General features: G+C 44.1%; 17 protein-coding genes. 10 read left to right on the top strand and 7 right to left on the bottom strand.

Annotated elements, in window-relative coordinates; all coding sequences use genetic code 11:
• Window position 1: 1 nt before the first annotated feature.
• On the bottom strand, window positions 2-1,186 hold the full coding sequence (locus KAI37_RS25700) for a MerR family transcriptional regulator (protein WP_076292872.1): 1,185 nt from the start codon (window positions 1,184-1,186) through the stop codon (window positions 2-4).
• 189 nt (window positions 1,187-1,375) lie between these two features.
• On the opposite strand from KAI37_RS25700, the gene KAI37_RS25695 reads away from it, so the two are divergent.
• Window positions 1,376-1,951, top strand: a complete 576-nt coding sequence (locus tag KAI37_RS25695; RefSeq protein WP_076292871.1) for a histidine phosphatase family protein — start codon at window positions 1,376-1,378, stop codon at window positions 1,949-1,951.
• 91 nt (window positions 1,952-2,042) lie between these two features.
• Here the strand turns inward: KAI37_RS25695 and KAI37_RS25690 are convergent, their stop codons facing one another.
• A complete protein-coding gene (locus tag KAI37_RS25690) occupies window positions 2,043-3,110 on the bottom strand; it encodes a DUF4367 domain-containing protein (protein WP_220030494.1) in 1,068 nt (355 codons plus the stop codon).
• Window positions 3,071-3,661 (bottom strand): RNA polymerase sigma factor, encoded by a 591-nt coding sequence (locus KAI37_RS25685; RefSeq protein WP_220030493.1) that lies wholly within the window; start codon window positions 3,659-3,661, stop codon window positions 3,071-3,073. Before KAI37_RS25685 ends, KAI37_RS25690 begins: the two co-directional genes overlap by 40 nt.
• Window positions 3,662-3,915: 254 nt before the next feature.
• Between KAI37_RS25685 and KAI37_RS25680 the strand changes: the two genes are divergently transcribed.
• Window positions 3,916-4,428, top strand: a complete 513-nt coding sequence (locus tag KAI37_RS25680) for a HEAT repeat domain-containing protein (protein WP_076292868.1) — start codon at window positions 3,916-3,918, stop codon at window positions 4,426-4,428.
• A 63-nt stretch (window positions 4,429-4,491) separates the two neighbouring features.
• Here the strand turns inward: KAI37_RS25680 and KAI37_RS25675 are convergent, their stop codons facing one another.
• Both KAI37_RS25675 and KAI37_RS25670 read right to left on the bottom strand, forming a co-directional pair.
• Entirely contained in the window at window positions 4,492-5,937 is a 1,446-nt protein-coding gene (locus KAI37_RS25675) for a DEAD/DEAH box helicase (protein ID WP_104497512.1), read from the bottom strand.
• 256 nt (window positions 5,938-6,193) lie between these two features.
• Entirely contained in the window at window positions 6,194-6,775 is a 582-nt protein-coding gene (locus KAI37_RS25670) for a TetR/AcrR family transcriptional regulator (RefSeq protein WP_220030492.1), read from the bottom strand.
• A 317-nt stretch (window positions 6,776-7,092) separates the two neighbouring features.
• Here KAI37_RS25670 and KAI37_RS25665 point away from each other — a divergent pair, with 317 nt between their 5' ends.
• The 8 genes from KAI37_RS25665 to KAI37_RS25630 all read left to right on the top strand — a co-directional run bounded on the left by KAI37_RS25665 (window position 7,093) and on the right by KAI37_RS25630 (window position 15,387).
• Window positions 7,093-8,154: an LLM class flavin-dependent oxidoreductase gene (locus KAI37_RS25665; RefSeq protein ID WP_071644050.1), complete on the top strand. Its 1,062-nt coding sequence runs from the start codon at window positions 7,093-7,095 to the stop codon at window positions 8,152-8,154.
• A gap of 23 nt (window positions 8,155-8,177) precedes the next feature.
• Window positions 8,178-9,116: an alpha/beta hydrolase gene (locus KAI37_RS25660; RefSeq protein ID WP_220031534.1), complete on the top strand. Its 939-nt coding sequence runs from the start codon at window positions 8,178-8,180 to the stop codon at window positions 9,114-9,116.
• 296 nt (window positions 9,117-9,412) lie between these two features.
• On the top strand, window positions 9,413-10,369 hold the full coding sequence (locus KAI37_RS25655; RefSeq protein WP_071644046.1) for an endo-1,4-beta-xylanase: 957 nt from the start codon (window positions 9,413-9,415) through the stop codon (window positions 10,367-10,369).
• 244 nt (window positions 10,370-10,613) lie between these two features.
• On the top strand, window positions 10,614-11,165 hold the full coding sequence (locus tag KAI37_RS25650) for a TetR/AcrR family transcriptional regulator (RefSeq protein ID WP_071644045.1): 552 nt from the start codon (window positions 10,614-10,616) through the stop codon (window positions 11,163-11,165).
• Complete coding sequence (locus KAI37_RS25645) at window positions 11,165-11,536, top strand: DMT family transporter (protein ID WP_071644043.1); 372 nt, start codon at window positions 11,165-11,167, stop codon at window positions 11,534-11,536. The genes KAI37_RS25650 and KAI37_RS25645 overlap by 1 nt, the downstream gene beginning before the upstream one ends.
• A 339-nt stretch (window positions 11,537-11,875) precedes the next feature.
• Entirely contained in the window at window positions 11,876-12,763 is an 888-nt protein-coding gene (locus tag KAI37_RS25640) for a class I SAM-dependent methyltransferase (RefSeq protein ID WP_071644041.1), read from the top strand.
• A gap of 161 nt (window positions 12,764-12,924) precedes the next feature.
• Complete coding sequence (locus tag KAI37_RS25635; RefSeq protein WP_013312693.1) at window positions 12,925-14,220, top strand: GntP family permease; 1,296 nt, start codon at window positions 12,925-12,927, stop codon at window positions 14,218-14,220.
• Between the two features lie 21 nt (window positions 14,221-14,241).
• Window positions 14,242-15,387, top strand: a complete 1,146-nt coding sequence (locus KAI37_RS25630) for a glycerate kinase family protein (protein WP_220030491.1) — start codon at window positions 14,242-14,244, stop codon at window positions 15,385-15,387.
• Between the two features lie 173 nt (window positions 15,388-15,560).
• On the opposite strand, the gene KAI37_RS25625 is transcribed toward KAI37_RS25630, so the two are convergent.
• Window positions 15,561-16,601 carry a CdaR family transcriptional regulator gene (locus KAI37_RS25625; RefSeq protein WP_104497522.1) on the bottom strand — a complete coding sequence of 347 codons (1,041 nt, stop codon included), beginning with the start codon at window positions 16,599-16,601 and terminating at the stop codon, window positions 15,561-15,563.
• 281 nt (window positions 16,602-16,882) lie between these two features.
• On the bottom strand, window positions 16,883-18,013 hold the full coding sequence (locus KAI37_RS25620; protein ID WP_258383026.1) for an RDD family protein: 1,131 nt from the start codon (window positions 18,011-18,013) through the stop codon (window positions 16,883-16,885).
• Window positions 18,014-18,088 lie beyond the last annotated feature (75 nt).

Here is an 18,088-nt window from a genome sequence, read left to right as displayed (position 1 = left end):
CTCATTTCCTCCCTAGAAAGATTCCGTTCTCTTTAGTCATTTCGAGAGTTCCGTTCTGCTGCAGAAGCCGATTGACGTGGTCTCGAAACTTGTCAATAGCTGCTCCGACAAGTCGCTCTCTTGCGTTCATCGGAGTCGAAATTATATATTCGATCAGGGGTTCCGCTTCGTCGACCAACAGACAGTCCTCGTATCGAAGCAACCGAAGATCGGAAAAGCAAGAAGACAGCAAGTCCCCTCCGTTATCCAGGTGGAACCGTTTAATAGCATGATCCAACACATGAAGCTCAGGATCGAACGAAACCGCCAAGTGTTCGACCTCTTGTAGGTGTTGAGTGCTCATTGTAGAGGTGCATACTATACCTCCTTGCTTTAAGATACGGTGCATCTCGCGGATTGCTCTAGGGATGTCCGGCACGTGGTACAGCATGTTGTTAGCGATAACCATATCGAATTGCTCTTCATGGAATGGGATCTGTTGCGCGTCAACAGATAAAAACTTAAACTGCGGATGGTTGCTTCCCAAGCGGCAACGTGCTTCTTCCACCATCCCGCTTGACATATCGGTAAGCGTGATACGCCAGCTGCTTGGAATTCTTTCGGCATTTCTTATCCAAAAGGTCCCGTCGCCGCAGCCCAACTCGAGAATGTGGGCTCCCGGCTGCACCTCCAGTTGTTCAAAGATCCAACGATGCCAGCCTTGGGGATTCGTACTGTACTTGTCGTAAAGATGTATCCGTGTTTGCAGACGGTTCGCCGTCCGATATTGCTCCCCCCAATTTTGCTCACTCTGCACAGTTTGAATAACATCCGCCAAATGGCTCCAATCGGAGCCATAAGCCGACATTTCCATAGCATCTCGTATTGCATGTACTACGTGCTCTGTATGAGCAATTTTCTTTTGTAAAACATCGAGTTGTGCTTGCAACGAGTGTCTGATCTCTCCGTTGGATGGTGATTCTGCATCTAAAATGTCCATTATTGTTTGAAGCGATAACCCTAGATACTTCAACATCTGAATTCGCTGTAATCTTTCCATATCTTTCATGTTGTACAGTCTTATGGATCCAGTGCGATGACCTCCTGGACTCAGAAGTCCAATTTGATCGTAATATCGCAATGTCCTGACCGTTATCCCTGTACGTTTGGCAAGCTGTCCTGTCGTCAGACAGTTCTCTTTGTCCATCCATTGCTCACATCCAATTGATTGCTCTAGCGTGTCGTTCTCAGTCAGTATAGCAAATGACGTAACGTCACCCTCAAGAAAAATTTATGCAATAAGAAACAAGAGAAAACCACCTTAGCAAAAGGTGACTTGGTAGTTAGTCACGAATATCATGTAATAAAAATTCATCAGCTCTTCATGGAGGATACTATGAAAACTTTCATTTACATGGTGAGACATGGCGAATCACCGAAGACGGAAGGAAATGAAAGAACAAGAGGTTTGACTGATAAAGGCAAGTCAGGTGCTTTTCAAATAACTGAATTATTAAGAGAAGAGGGGATCGAGGTTTTCGTTTCAAGTCCATATCAACGGGCAATCCTGACCATTCAAGAATTAGCTCAAGTCTCAGGACAAGAAGTTTTAATATTCGAGGATCTTAAAGAAAGAATTTTTTCTAGTGAAGACAACCGAATGCCCGATGATGAATTATTCCCTTTGTTAGATAAGTCATTTTCTGATCCCAACTTTGCTTTAACGGGAGGAGAGTCTAATGCAGTTTGTCAGAACCGAAGTATAACAGTCTTAAAGGAATTGCTAAAAATCTACCGAGGAAGGAAAGTCGCATTAGGCACTCATGGAGCTGTAATGACTTTAATGATGGAGTATTATGACAAGCAGTTCGATTTGAATTTTTTACTACACACATCCAAACCAGACGTATACAGAATGGAATTCAATGATCAGGAATTAGTTGAGGTAAAAAGATTGTGGAACATGCCGTAATAGTTTGTGAGGAAAAGGTATAAGGACTATTCTTCAAAGAGAGACCACCCTTAAAAAAGGATGGTCTCTTTTCAAAACTTTTCTTTTATAACTATTGCGGTGAACCGTTAAGCAAATCTTCAGCTACTTTTACCAAGTCTTCTTTGCTCAGCGGGCTGTCCTGGTTATCAGATATGTTGTAGTGTAAACGTCTTTTTTCATCGAGCCATCCCAATCGATTTTTTCCTACCTCCAAGGGCTTGCTTGTTTCGCTTGCTCTGATGTAATAGGCCTTGGTTCCTTTAATCATCAGTTCCTCAGCCGAATCCTGTTCATTTTGCATCACGGTCGTCTTTGTGACTTCGGGAGCGTATTTGGTGACGGTGATGTTTACATAGTCATTTCCTCTCGCATACCGGGCGAGGGTGAAGTCAGACTTGTCCCAGCTCAGCTTTTGAATAAACAGATTTTCACCTTCCTGTGCAGCTTTAGCCTGTTGCGTCAGTTTATCCGTTAAAGCGCGATATTCCTCTTTGTTCATCATCCCAGGATATGCAGCGACTGGATAGACGTATCCGAAATCAAACCGGTAGCCATTCGGCAGATGAGTGGGACTATGCAACAGAGGAGCTTCTGTCCGCTTGATTTCATCCTGCAGACTGCTGAAGCTAGAAATTTCAGCTGGTTTGTAGGCAAACAGGACGGGATTAGACGAATTTTGTTGATTCATAGAATCGTCCTTAACGTAATAGGCGGCATACTCTCCAGGCTGTAGACGGTCTGTCACCTCTTCGTTCCACTGTGTGTAGGTGGTTGTATACGTTTTGGAAGCATCCGTTTCGGCAGGTGTTTTGGCGGTATTTAATACGACATCGCCTTTACTGTTACGGAATTCCAGATATTGCGAAGCGGCGTATCCAGTCACAGAGGCGCCCAATACAAAAAGCAAGATCATGATAGGAGCGGTGATGCGCGGCTGAAGACGCATTTTTACAATGAATCCCTTTTTGGGTTTCGCCTTTTGGTAGACCTGTTCCATCACTTTGTCAGAGACGTCAAAAGCTTGGATTTTTAGGACACTCTCTGGTTCTGTCAGCATGTCCATGTTTTTTAAGCCTCTGTCTTTTAGATCGGTGTATTTCAGGCCTTGTTCCTGAGTTCTGTCTTGTAATTCACGCATTTTGGGTCCTCCTCTATGGGCTCCATCATTTTTTTGAGCTTTGTTTTTGTTCTGCCGTATTTTTTCTTGATAGCTTCCTCGCTTTTGTTCATAATTTCCCCGATTTCTCCAAACGATTTTTCTTCAAAAATGCGCAGCACCAACAGGTTTCGCTCCTCTGCATTCAGTTGGTCCAATGCCCGGCTCAGCGGTTCACTGAAAAGCTGACGTTCCATAACCTGCGCAGCACTGTCTGAAGTCATGTTAGTTGAGGTGAACAGGGTCATTTTAAATTTGCGCTGTAGTTTCTTCCTGCGAATCAGGTTCAGGCAATGATGATAAGCCATTTTATACAGCCAGGAGGAGAAACCCACTGTGGGCTTGTACATACTGATTTTCTCGAAAGCACTAACGAAAATATCCTGTACAGCCTCTTCCGCTTCCTGCTCACTGCCTAATAGTCGCCAGCAGTACACAAAAATCTGACGCTGATACTCCTTTACAATGTAGGCGTAATCCTGGATCTCGCCAGCTTGGACCCGTTTAATTCTATATTCGATTTCCTCATTCAAAGATTTAGGCACCCCCTCTGATTAAAAAGAAAACTATATCTGTATAACAAATGAAGAGGACCGAAAGGGACACCTTTTCTAAAATTTTTTAAGTATTAAATTAACTCTCTAAGAGAATACGATAAAGCAGAACAATTATCACCAACGTTGTTGATTTCATAGAGCTTGAAATTATATTGTGGAAATAAATAGAATGATAAAATATACCTATCAAAAAAGTGAAAATAGATTGTAAAGAAAAAAGGGGATGGGAAATGGGGTTTTATGATAATAGAGAAAATGCCTTATTCCGCACTCTTCAAGAGCAAGTCATAATATTCAAACAATGGGGTGCTAGCATAGCTGAAAAACATGGAGAATGGGAAACGAATTATCTTTATTGGGATAAGCTTTATAATGCTGTTGAGGAAGTGTTAGAACATACTTCATTAGCTGAATGGCAGACAGAAGTTTATGAACTGATCTTATACACATTGGCAAGGGATAATGAGGTTGAGAATGTATTGCAGTTGCTAATTGTACGACCCAAAATATTTTTGTCTTTAGCCTACAGTGCAATTACATACTCTGATTACGAAGCCAGGTGGCAAATAGCCTATGGATTAGGTGAAGTAAAAGGAATGAGGGATGAAGTAAATAGTCTTTTGTCTAAGCTCTCCAATGATGAACACGAATATGTCAGAAGAAGGGCATTAATTGCATTGCAGAAAAAATGGAAAGATGAATTAAACGATCAAGAGGTAAACTCGGCAGTCCCGCCCGTATAGCTAACGATAACCATCGGCTATGCTGGGCGGGATTGCCTCACCCTCTTTAATGCAGCGTATCTTCTACTTATTCCCTTTGCGTACCTTTAACAGCTTACCCTTTACGGTCGTATTCTTCATAATCTCAAGCACCAGTGGACCTTTACCATTCAGAATCTCAACATCTGTCGCATAATCCAGAATCGTAATGATCCCGATATCATCTGCGGTGACTCCATCAAGCTTAGCGATGGTCCCCACGAAGTCGACAGCTCTGAGTTTTTTCTTCTTACCGCCGTTAAAATTCAGCTTCATAATCTGTTGGTTTAATTGCTCGCGCTTATCTTTTTTGAGTGCGGTTTTTACATGCAGTTTCTGCTCAAAATTTTCTCTACGGAGATCAACAGCCTCTTCTGAGGGGGCCTTTACCTGCGGAATCGCGAATCCAATATATGCTTCAATATCAGCTAATCTTCTGCCATCCTTAGGAGTGATGAGGGAAATGGCTTTCCCTGTTTTGCCAGCACGTCCCGTACGTCCTGTGCGGTGAACATAGCTTTCCTTCTCAAGGGGAATATCGTAGTTAATGACATGGGTGATATTCGTGATATCAATCCCTCTGGCTGCGACATCTGTCGCAATCAAGTAACGGAATTGACCCCTTCTGAATGCATTCATTACCTCAAATCGCTCGTCTTGCTCCATGCCACCATGAATGCGATCACATGGATATTCGAGATCAGCCAATGCTCTGAATAATGTATCTACATTCTCCTGCGTACGACAGAAAATAATGCAGCTGTCAGGATTCTCAACAATGAGCAGATCTTGCAGTAGTGCCAGCTTGTCTGACTCCTTCACCTGAATAAGAGAGTGATCAATTGTGGCGGTCGTTATACCAGTTGCTTTAATCTCAATTCTAACAGGATCTTTCATATATTTACGTGACAGTGTGGCTACATCTTCAGGGAAGGTAGCGGAGAATAACATGGTAACCCGGTCACTAGGCAGCGCTTGAATAATCGACTGGACTTGTTCGATAAAGCCCATATTCAGCATCTCGTCAGCTTCATCAATCACGAGGTAGGCAATCCGATCTAACGATAGCGTGCCTCGTTCGATATGGTCCAGTACACGTCCTGGCGTACCTACAGCCACATGCGTCCTTTGTTTTAACTCAGCCTTTTGGATATGAAAAGGATGTTTCCCATAAAGGGGTGTTGCTTTTATCCGCTTAAAGCGTCCAATATTCGTGATGTCTTCGGTGACCTGTAATGCGAGTTCACGGGTTGGCGTCAGAATTAAAGCTTGGGGCTTATTCTCATTCCAATCTACTAGCTCACAAATTGGAATACCATATGCTGCTGTTTTGCCGCTACCTGTTTGCGATTTGGCGACAAGATCCTTCTTCTCAAGCGCAACAGGAATGACTTCCGTCTGTATCTCTGTTGGCGTCTCATAGCCCAAGCTATTGAGCGCTCTTACAATTTCTTCACTTAATGCGTAATCTGTAAAATGCTTCTGACTCATCTTCAACCTCTTCTGCGCTGTATTTGAATACCATTACATATATAATGTCATCGTGTATCGAACTTATACTCATCTAGTATACTCTATATCCAGGTTTACTCTAATACATATCCATATTAACTGAATCCTTGGAACATTTACCGAATGGACGTAAGGAGGAAAGGAGTCTCCTCCTACGTACAAAGGGCACCCGATTGGGTGCCCTTTGTACTGCTGTATAGTGATTCCCATTCGTTAAAATTGAATTCACTCTGAATTACTTAAGAAGTGTAAGTGTCACATCTATCGTGTTATTAATAAATGATCGTTCTGGACGAGACTTTATCATTACGGTCAGTCCAATTAACGATACGACTAGCGCCTGTGATACAGCCTTCGCATTGAGCCCGATCTCAAGCTCACCTGATTGTATACCTCGTTCAATGGTTTCTTGAAATATAATCGATAGGTACATTTGATGTTCCCTTGTAAGAATTTCAAATTTCTCATCATGAGGTGCAAGTTCAACCATTGTATTGATACAAAAGCATCCTTTTCTAGGGTTTTCTGTATATTCCTCATCGACCACACCTTCAAAAAAAGCTCGAAATGCTTCTTTTACAGATGGTTTGCTTTGAAGCTTGGCTCGGATCAGAGAAGCACGGGACATCATGTATTTGCGCAGCGCAGCTTCGAACAATTCTTTTTTGCCTCCAAAAGTGGAGTATATACTAGGTCGTTGAATTTCCATTCTGGAAGTTAAATCACTCAGTGAGGTAGCTTCATATCCCTTCTCCCAAAATATTCGCATTGCTGAATCTAATACTTTATCTTCGTCAAATTTGCGGATTCGTCCCATAATCAATACCTCTCATTGTTCGTAATTTTATTCTTAACTCAATAACTCTGATTATAATTGTCTGGGGTCTTTATTTGCGTACCAATTAGTATGTTATTATCTTATAATTAGCCCGTTATATTGTCAAATGCAGATTGGTTTATCGCACCAAGGAGATATAAGTGTGAGGATAAATCAAAGTATTTTTACTATATTTATTGACAGTATTCTTTTTAATGAGTTATATTTACTGGGAAAATATATTACCGATCGGTATGATATTTTATAGGTATTTGATTGTCATACAAAGAAAGCTATTAGAATAGGAGAGATGGACCATGGAGATAGGTATTACTTCGTTTGTAGAAACAAAGCCTGACGTTCAGACAGGTGAAGTGATAAGTCACGCACAGAGATTGCGCGAAGTTGTCGAGGAAATTATCCTTGCTGATCAAGTGGGACTTGATGTGTTTGGGGTAGGTGAGCATCATCGGAAGGATTATTCGGCATCTTCACCAGCGATTGTGCTGTCAGCGGCTGCAGCGCAGACGAAACAGATTCGGCTGACCAGTGCAGTCACAGTGCTTTCTTCAGCTGATCCCGTTCGCGTTTTTCAGGATTTTGCTACGCTGGATGGTATTTCGAATGGACGTGCGGAGATTATGGCGGGCCGAGGTTCCTTTATTGAATCTTTTCCACTGTTTGGCTATGACTTGGAAGACTATGATGAGCTGTTTGAACAACATTTGGAATTGCTCCTTAAAATACGGGAGTCCGAAAAAGTAACCTGGAAAGGTGGACATCGGCCAGCAATTAACAATTTGGGTGTGTATCCACGGCCGGTTCAGAATCCTTTACCGATATGGGTTGGCAGCGGGGGCAGGCAGGATTCCGCTATCCGTGCAGGTCTGTTAGGACTGCCCTTGATGTTGGCGATCATTGGTGGAAATCCAATGAATTTTGCACCGCTTGTACAGCTTTATAAGAAGGCAGCAGCGCACGCTGGCCATGACGAATCGCAGCTTAAGGTTGGATCGCACTCGATAGGATTTGTCGGAGAGAATAATGAACGAGCTGCAGATACATATTTCCCTTCTACGATGGCAGGTATGAATAGATTAGGCAGGGAGCGGGGCTGGGCGCATTATGATCGTTCTAGCTACGATGCCGCGCGCAGCTTTGAAGGTGCGCTGTATGTTGGCGATCCTGAGACTGTTGCCCAGAAGATCATTCACCTTCGCAAACATGTAGGTGTTACACGCTTTATGCTGTATGTTCCGTTAAGTACAATGCCGCATGCCGAGGTGATGAGAGCCATTGAGCTGCTGGGAACAGAGGTAGCACCCCGAGTTCGGAAGGAAATAGCCCAGTGGGAAGCAGAGACGGAAAAAAGATTATAAAACCAAACATAGGAGTGATTCACATGGATTTTGAAAATCGTTTGTACCCAGAATTTAGGTCGGTAATTGCACAATTTCCTGGCTTTCAACTGGAAGAAAATTTAGAACTGAGTAGAAGCTATTTGTCGAGTCCTCCCATTGAGCAGTCGGAGCACGTACGCACGACAAGCCGGATGATTCCGAGCGTAGCAGGCGAGATATTAGTCAAAATCTACGAACCTGACCAGCGAACTGACGTTAGGCTTCCGGCCATGCTGTGGATTCACGGGGGAGGCTATGTGATGGGGCATCCTGATATGGACGATGCTTTGTGCGAACGCTTCGTGCAGGCGGCCAAATGTGTCGTCGTATCGGTCGATTACCGACTTGCTCCCGTGCATCCCTACCCAGCTGCCATCGATGACTGTTATGCCGCTTTGACGTGGATGACCGACGAAGCTGAACTGCTGGGCATCGACTTAGATCGGATCGCAATTGCCGGAGCAAGTGGGGGCGGCGGTCTGACCGCAGCACTTGCTTTAATGGCACGTGACAAAGGCGGGCCAGCCCTCATTTTCCAAATGCCGCTGTATCCGATGATCGATGACCGTAATATTACGGCGTCAAGTCATGAAATTACGGCCGATAACGCAACTTGGAACCGGACGAACAATTTGGCGGCCTGGAACATGTACTTGGGCGATCGTACTGAAGACACCGAGGTGTCCCCATACGCTGTGCCGTCGAGGGCGGAAAACTTAGCTGGGCTGCCGCCGACCTATACGTGCATTGGCCAGCTCGATCTGTTTCGAGATGAGACGATTGAATATGTGACACGCCTTGCCCAAGCTGGGGTAGACGTTGAATTCCATCTGTATCCCGGCACATTCCACAACTTTGAAGGGATGGTTCCGCAAGCAGAAGTAAGCCAGCGTGCTAGCCAAAGTTATGTGGACGCGATTGCAAGAGCGCTTAATCCTTAAACTATTAAATGGGTAGTCTCCAAAGTGATATGCTTCCAAAAAAGTAGACAGGTTAAATAATAAAACTTGCTACTGTAAAAGGGGAGTATATCACTTTTTGCAGTAATCTTTTTTGTCGTTTCAGAGTTGTTTGGGATTCGTGTTGTGACTGTCCTGCAATGATGTAAGATTTTTCGGGTTAAATCTATACTTTCACATGTAGCAGAAAACAACTATTCATTCTTATAATTGGAAATGTAAGCGCTTAAATTTAAGGGATGAGTATTATCAAACTATATGTGTGAGGAGGAGATTTTATGTTGAGAATTAAAGTGGGTAAGTTGGTGAGTAGCTTGGCTCTGGCGGGTGTGTTGTTATCTTCTGTTCTGGTAAACCAGGCTGATGCTGGACTGGCAAATGGAAGCAAATTTTTGGGGAATGTCATTGCGGGCAGTGTCCCTCCTAGTTACGGGACATACTGGAATCAAGTGACGCCGGAGAACTCGACTAAGTGGGAATCGGTTGAAGGCAATCGTAACAACATGAACTGGTCACAGGCGGATACTGCCTACAATTATGCCCGTAGCAATGGCTTCCCGTTCAAGTTCCATACGTTGGTATGGGGTGCTCAGGAGCCAGGATGGGTTAGGGGGCTGTCGGTTGCTGATCAGAAAGCGGAAGTGACTCAGTGGATTAAAGCAGCAGGTCAACGCTATCCGAATGCGGAGTTTGTAGATGTGGTGAATGAGCCGCTGCATCAGAAGCCGTCCTATCGCAATGCCATTGGTGGTGACGGGTCGACCGGATGGGATTGGGTCATATGGTCGTTCCAACAGGCCAGACAAGCTTTTCCCAATGCCAAGCTGCTTATAAATGAATATGGAATTATCAACGACCCTTCATTAACCGACCAATATGTCAATATTATTAATCAGCTCAAGAGTAGAGGTCTGATTGACGGAATTGGCATTCAATGCCACCAGTTCAGTATGGACACCGTCTCAGTCAACACAATGAATACTGTACTAAATAAGCTGTCGGCGACCGGGTTGCCGATCTATGTGTCGGAACTAGATATAACTGGAGATGACAACACCCAACTTGCCAGATACAAAGAGAAGTTTCCGGTACTCTGGCAACATCCTTCAGTGAAGGGAGTTACGCTCTGGGGGTATATCCAGGGACAAACCTGGAAGGCGAACACACATCTGCTGAACTCGAACGGCTCGGAACGTCCCGCACTCCAATGGCTGAGACAATATGTGCAGAGTTAAGCTATAGGTGGCACTTAAAACCCAACAGATGAGAACTTTTACTAAATGTATGGGCTGAGCAGATGTTTATTTGAAGAAGTCTTGGCTGAAATGCTATACGCCAAAGGCTTCTTTTTATTTAGCTTAAACGTAACGTATCAAAACCTAATCCAACTCAATTAGGCTTACATACCCGATCCAATAATTTCAAACTCACTTGAAATAAAACCGTCTGGACGGTATAATAAAGTGGGCGGTGATCAAAATGAATACAACTAAAAAAACATTAAAAAGAGAATTAATTCTTAAAGCGGCCTCCATAATTGTGCACGAAGAAGGAGTAGAGAAGTTAACGTTAGAAGCGGTGGCTAAGAAAGCGGGAATAAGTAAAGGAGGATTGCTTTACCATTTTCCGAATAAGGATGAATTGATTTTGGGAATGGTTGAGCAACTATCGACCAGCTTTGTCTCCGAATTTAATGAGAGAGCAGAAAACGATATGCATTCCAAAGGAAGATGGACTCGCGCGTATATGAATACATCATTTTCTGGCGATCGGAATGCAAGTGACCTGTATACCGCTCTCTCAGCAGCACAGTTTACGAACCCTCAAATGCTAAAGTTACTTCAGGACGAGTATGAGAATATCCAAAATAAAATTGAAAACGACGAATTAGATCCCGTTCGTTCCACGATAGTCCGATTAGCTATAGACGGCTTGTGGTTTACCGAAATGTTTGGGCTTGCTCCTCCTAATAAGGAAATGAGGCAAAAAATGATGGAAGAGTTAAAAACATATATAAAGGAGAATGAATAATGGCTTATCTTTTCTTGGCAATCTCTATTGTTGGTGAGCTTATTGGAACTTCAATGCTTAAGGCTTCAGAAGGTTTTACCAGATTGTATCCGACTCTATTCACAATTGTTGCGTTTGTGATCTCTTTCTTCTTTATCTCCTTATCCCTTAAGACGCTCCCTTTAAATATGACTTATGCCATCTGGTCAGGTGTAGGGGCTGTTGCTACAACGCTTATATCAGTATTGATTTGGAAAGAAAAAATCAATACAGGAAGCATCGCAGGTATTGCTTTAATTGTTATTGGCGTAGTAGTACTGAACCTATTTGGTGCAGGACATGGTGAGGCAAAAGGTACAACAGAAGCAACTAGTTCAATCGTTCAAAAATGAGATAAAGATTTTCGGACCGAGGATACAAGCACGCTTGAAGGCATAAGGGCATTCGTCGAGAAAGTTCTTGTGCCGCACGGCGTGAGGGTATGAATTTTAGTCATGTAAATTTTTTTGATTGAATTACAGATATAATAAGTCTATAATATCTATTGTAGAATGCTTCATATCCACATACGTAAGGAGGGAGTTCTATAATTAAAGAGTTCTATAATTAAAGAGTTCTATGATTAAGGAGTTCAACAAGGACCCTCAGGTTAAATTTTTATGACATGATTTTTTATCATTGTAGATATTAGTAGACTTTAAAATCTATTTAGTAGAAGGGAAGTATAATTAATGACCCAGTCTTTATTTGATCCCGAAGTATGGAAGGCTGCTTGGATTAACGATCCGGAAGCCGGTGTAAATCGAATGCTTAGAGCGGGAACGGTACCGGCTCATTCATTTGATGATATGACGAGGGCAAGAAGCTTCCACGAGCAGGCATTTAATGAAGAGGGAATAAAGAGAACAACCAGAATTATGGGATGGCTAAGGACACAGGGAGTTACCTTTGAAAATTCCTCTATCTTGGACATTGGTGCTGCCTCCGGTGTCTTCAGTATTCCTTTTGCAGAGGAAGGGGCAAATGTTACCGCCGTTGAGCCTTCAGGACCGTTGACAGCCTTAATGGAAGAGAGTATTAAGCCATCGATAAAGGGAAACGTTAAAATCGTGCGGGAACAATTTGAGGAGTTATCTATTGAAACGAATGGATGGAAAAACAAATTCGATCTGGTGTTTGCATCTATGTGTCCAGCCATTTTCGGTTGGGAAATGGTAGAGAAGGCGCTCGCCTGTGCCAGCCAGTTTTGTTACATCAGTACGAGTGCCGGGCCTAAGGAGCATAGTCTGATTCAGGAACTGCGCCCTGTAGTCGGAATAAAAGAGGACCTAGTACAAACGTCAGATATGGCATATATCATCCAACTATTAAATATATATGGCTACTCTTTTCAAACCCTGATTACTCGTGAAACCCAAACGGTAATGATGTCGGTGGACGAGGCGGTAAAACATACACTAGGCTGGTTCTCATTCTTCGGGATGCCAACAGATGAACAGTCGCTACAGAAAGCAGAAGCCTATTTAAGAAAGACTTACGCAGGGAAGAGAATCCCTGTTCAGCAAGGAGGACGCTTTGGGAAAGTTCTGGTCCGAATAAAGGATCAGCATATGTATTAATCGTTTGGATAAGTAATATTATAAGTCCAGTTTCCGGAGAGGAAACATGGACTTTTTTATGTGCAAATGCACAATCAATTTCGTCTGTTCTTCAATATTTTTAACGTGCGGCAATCGATATAATGAAAGCGTAATCAAAAATTGCCCGGGGGGTTAGACAGATGGAAGGATTGACGATCAGTTGGATAGGAGCTCTGGCAGGGCTGGCTATTGCAATTATTTTGATATTAAGAAAGCTGAATCCGGTTTACGCTTTGTTTTTGGGAGCTATTGTAGGCGCTTTATTGGGCGGAGCCAATCTGGAGCAGACGATCAGCGTGTTAATAAGCGGTACGCAAAGTGTGATGGGGACGGTCATTCGTGTGCTTGCCGCAGGTGTATTGGCAGGCGTAATGATGGAATCCGGGGCGGCGGAGACGATTGCGCAGGCTATTGTAAAGAAGTTCGGCGGCAGTAAAGCTATACTCGCATTAGCCTTGGCGACGATGATTATTACGGCGGTAGGTGTATTTATTCCCGTTGCCGTGTTGATCGTGGCACCTATTGCATTGTCGGTCGGTAACAAAATGGGGATTTCCAAGCTGGCGCTCCTGTTGGCTTTGTCTGGAGGCGGAAAAGCGGGGAACATCATCTCTCCCAATCCTAATACGATTGCAGCGGCGCGCGGATTTAATCTGGATTTAAGCCACGTGATGTTGGCGGGTGTGGTTCCTGCGATATGTGGTTTAATCATGACTGTCCTGGTGGCGTCTATGTTGAAAACCAAAGGTGTGAAGGTGTCCGATCAGGATATCATGGACAGTGATGTCGATACATCGAAATACCCGGCGTTGGGACGGGCGATTGTAGCCCCGCTGGTAGCTGTTATTTTGCTGATGATTAACCCGATTGGTTCCATCTCCGGTATTGAAGCACTTTCAAATTTCAAGGTGGATGCGATGTACATTTTGCCGATCGCCGGGATCGTGGGTATGCTGGCCATGGGACAAGGGCGCAATATCTTGAAGTATTCGGCCTCCGGTTTGAATAAAATGACGGCGACCGTGCTAATTTTGATCGGTGCAGGCGGGATTGCGGGGCTGATCTCTGCCTCCAACTTGTCTGCTCAGGTGGTTGGCCTGATTGAAGCTTCGGGAGTTTCCGGTACATTTTTGGCACCGCTTGCAGGTATTCTGATGGCAGCTGCCACGGCGTCCACCTCGACGGGAGTTATTCTGGCGACAGGCTCGTTTGGGGAAGCCATTCTGAACATGGGAACGGCCCCGCTCGCTGCAGCTGTGATGGTGCATACAGGAGCTACAGTCATTGATTCCTTGCCGCAGGGCAACTATTTTCACGTCACGGCAGACAGCATGAAGATGAGCATTAAACAACGGATGGGCTTGATCCCTTACGAAGCTATTGTGGGTGGAACGATGGCAATTGTAGCGACACTCATGTATGGATTTTTACTTTAATAATTACGATGGGGTGAGAAGATGAGAGAGAAAACATTTGTACTGGCACCAGATTCTTTTAAAGAAAGCATGACGGCTAAAGAAGTGTGTATTGCGATGGAGAAGGGACTGCGCAAGGTCTATCCGGCAGCGAATTATGTCCACGTACCGATGGCGGACGGCGGTGAAGGAACGGTGCAGTCACTGGTGGATGCGACAGGGGGACAGATTCGTTATATCGAGGTGACAGGACCGCTTGGAGAACCTGTAACTGCTGCATACGGCCTGCTGGGAGACGGCACTACGGCGGCAATCGAGATGGCGTCCGCTAGTGGAATCCATCTGGTGAACAAGGATAACAAAAACCCGCTAAAGACAACAACCTACGGCACAGGGGAGTTAATCCGTGAATGTCTGAACCAGGGAATTCGAAAAATTATTATCGGCATTGGTGGAAGCGCGACGAATGATGGTGGTACAGGAATGGCGGAAGCGCTGGGCGCCAGATTTCTGGATGCAACAGGCAATACTCTTCCGCGCGGCGGCGGTAGTCTGGGCGAGCTGACCAGTGTTGATATTTCATCACTGGATGATCGCTTGCAGCAGGTACAACTGATTGTAGCCTGTGATGTGACAAATCCGCTGTGCGGAGAGCATGGGGCATCTCAAGTATTCGGGCCACAAAAAGGGGCAACTCCGGAGATGGTGCAGCAATTGGATGCCAATCTTGCTCATTACGCCGATGTGGTGAAGCAGCAGCTGGGCAAGGATGTGCGCGATCTCCCAGGCGCAGGTGCAGCAGGTGGATTGGGTGCGGGCTTATTGATTTTCACTCAGGCGGCGCTGCAAAAAGGCATTGAAATTGTGATTGAATACACCGGTTTAAAACAAAAGCTCGCCACTGCCGATATCGTTTTGACGGGGGAAGGCGGTATTGATTTTCAGACCAAATTCGGTAAAACCCCGTATGGAGTAGCTCAGGCGGCAAAACAGTCTGGCAAAAAGGTCATTGCGGTCGCAGGTTATATCGGGGAAGGGATCGATACGTTGTACAAGGAAGGAATAGATGCGGTGTTCGGCATCGTACCGGGAGCCTCGGAGCTCGGTAAGCTGCTGCTCGAAGGGCCGCAAAACGTAGAGCGTACGTGCGAGAATATCGCAAGAGTACTTCAATTCAGCGAGAAATGAACAGATTGAGAAGCGGGCTATAAATATAAAACGGCATAATACAAATACGATATAATACGAGCGCTCGCCTGTAATCCCGAACTTAGCCAAAGCCGGATTGACTGAGAAACTTGGGAGTGACGGCGAGCGAAAATATGGTATTACTGGCGCATGCTCTGGCGTGACACAGCAGTTCATTGATACAGTGCCAATAAGCCGTGCGTAAGCTCAAAAAGCTGAAGGAGATTCCGGGGATCTTTACCGGTTAAGGTATGGATGCGCTTCAGGCGGTATTGCAGCGTATTTCGGTGAATATTTAATTCATCTGCGGTAAAGGAGACACTACCGTTATGGTTAATAAAGCTTCGCAGCGTATCCAGCAAATCCACGGTATCTTCCAGCTTGCTTACCAGATAGATCGTGTTCGTCAGGTTCGTTTGACTCAATCTGACCAGAAATTCGACTTCCGCAAAAGAAATTTTTTGCACAGGCGGGCGCAAAGCCAGTAAAACATTCATAGCTGACTTGGCTTGCATATAGACATCCGCGATGTTGTGCTCTTGTCTGCTGACCGTAATCAGCACATCGGGATGGCTGCGCACAAGTGGCTCTAGCAGTTTGTCTGTCGGCTCCTGATTTTGTATTAGAATGAGATAGCAGTCTTCCTCCATACGAAAGGATGGATGCTGCATGAATATATTGGACAACTCGGCTAAATGAGCTGGATCAGCAGGCAGGTACTTTACATATACAGCCGAAGTTTTTAGAAGCAAATCAATGTGATATTGAGCTGCTTCTTTTTTTATTTTTTGCGTGTAGGCTCCCTGATGATTTAACAACATTTCCAGCACAGATTTTTTGCGGTTGGCTTCGTGGGCCAGATGCTCCAATGAGATGCGCTGTTCAATCAGGAGAGACACCGTCGTTTTAACAATATTGCAAAAAGGACGCACTTCATCAGGATTGCCTGAAATACCAATGACACCAACTAACTCATGATGAATGACAATCGGTTCATTGGTTCCCTTTTTCTCATAGTGGCCGTCCTGCCACACTTCAACCATTTTCCCAGTTTCGAGCGCCTGAACAGCGCCTTGGTGAATGGTTCCGATTCGTTCACTCTCGCCGCTGCCAATGATGATGCCTCGTTCATTCATAATATTGATATTGTATGGAATATCCTTCATCATTTTGTCTACGATGTCTTGGGCTTGTTTTACGGAGAGCTGAAACAAATCAGGATTCCTCCTTTATCTATAGTAATGTACCACCTTTATGAAAGGGTTTCCAATTTATTGTGCATCTGAACAATATGATAAGGCAGGACGCTGAACATGTCAGTCAATTTTATCATAGATGTGAAATTGCAGCGTATTATGATAATCCATTAGATGATGTTATATATTTTAGTATTAAGTTGTAATTTAAGGAGGAGAGTATAGTTATACGTAAAAAACAGGGCTCTAAGGAGCACCTGCTTTTTGTGTCTCTTCCTTTTTATTGCCAGCCACGCTGTCTAATGACGAACCTCGCGGAAGCTATAGGTAATGTCGTGTAGTTCTTTCTTTAAACGGCCGTCTTTAGACGCTGGTGCATATCCAAGCACCTGGTAGTACTTCTTTTCGGTCTCAATAATCGTTACATGGGTGACATATTTGTCCACATCTTTTTTACCTTTAATCACAAACTCAAGGGCAGGATATCCTTGAATGGTTGTGTTAGAGACAGGTCCTACACTGGACAGGTTCCACTCTTTGATTAAGTTATTTTCAGCTTTCTTACCATACTGTTGAAGAGTTATATTGCCCAATTGCTTTTTCGAGTGGGATAGTACCACGACGGACTTTTGGATGTACGGATTGAATATCGCAATCTCTGCTTTTCCTTCACGATCCGGGTCTGTTGACCAGTCCAATGGGGCCGTGATTTGAAATCGTCCATCTTTACTTATATAGCTTTGCTCTTTCTTGTTCACCGGAGCTTCAGGAGGCACGTAATTGTTTGCCAGTATAAAAATAGCATTTACAAACGAGGCCCCCAAGATCACCATTGCAGTAAAAAATATAAACAGCGAACGTTGCATTGTCTTTTTGCTAATCGGCTCTAAATCCCGTACCTTTACAACATATGTACCTGCAGCTAAATCACCAATTCGTTGTCTTGATGCAGTTACTAACACACTGATACCAGCAGGTATCCCACCCATTAGCAACGGATTGGTGTCTATTAGCCTGAGCAGCGTACGAATGAGTGATTTAAGAAAACCAGGAGGCTTTCCTTCCCCGTTAACTACCTTAATACGAAAAACGAACTTACCCAGCGTATAGCCTGTATAACCTTCCAAAAGCAAATAATAGCTGAAGAAAGCAATAAGCAGAATACAACGGGCTGCAATCGCTAAAGGCAAAAACCATCTATCCGTTATTTGAATGACAGAAATAAAAAAACAAATATATCCGATTACAAAAAATATGCAATCAAAAACCGTTGCTCCCCACCGTCTAAACAGAGTAGAATTCCCGTACGTTTTTGATATTTCGGCCATTCTATTGGTGTCTGCCCCATAATTTTGACCATGCCGAATGTACATCTGTCTTGCAGTTTCCTGCGGATTGTGTGATATGTGCTGTTCGTCCAAAAAATACACCTCTTCTTAATAATTAAAAACATACTCCTTATATTAACGGTCATTTTATAATCCATGTTTAGGAAAACATTCTAT

Source organism: Paenibacillus sp. S25 (assembly GCF_019454085.1).
In the GTDB taxonomy this organism is placed as follows: Bacteria; Bacillota; Bacilli; order Paenibacillales; family Paenibacillaceae; genus Paenibacillus; species Paenibacillus polymyxa_B.
Note: the sequence above shows the minus strand (reverse complement) of the source record. Positions and strands in the feature narration are given on the sequence as shown.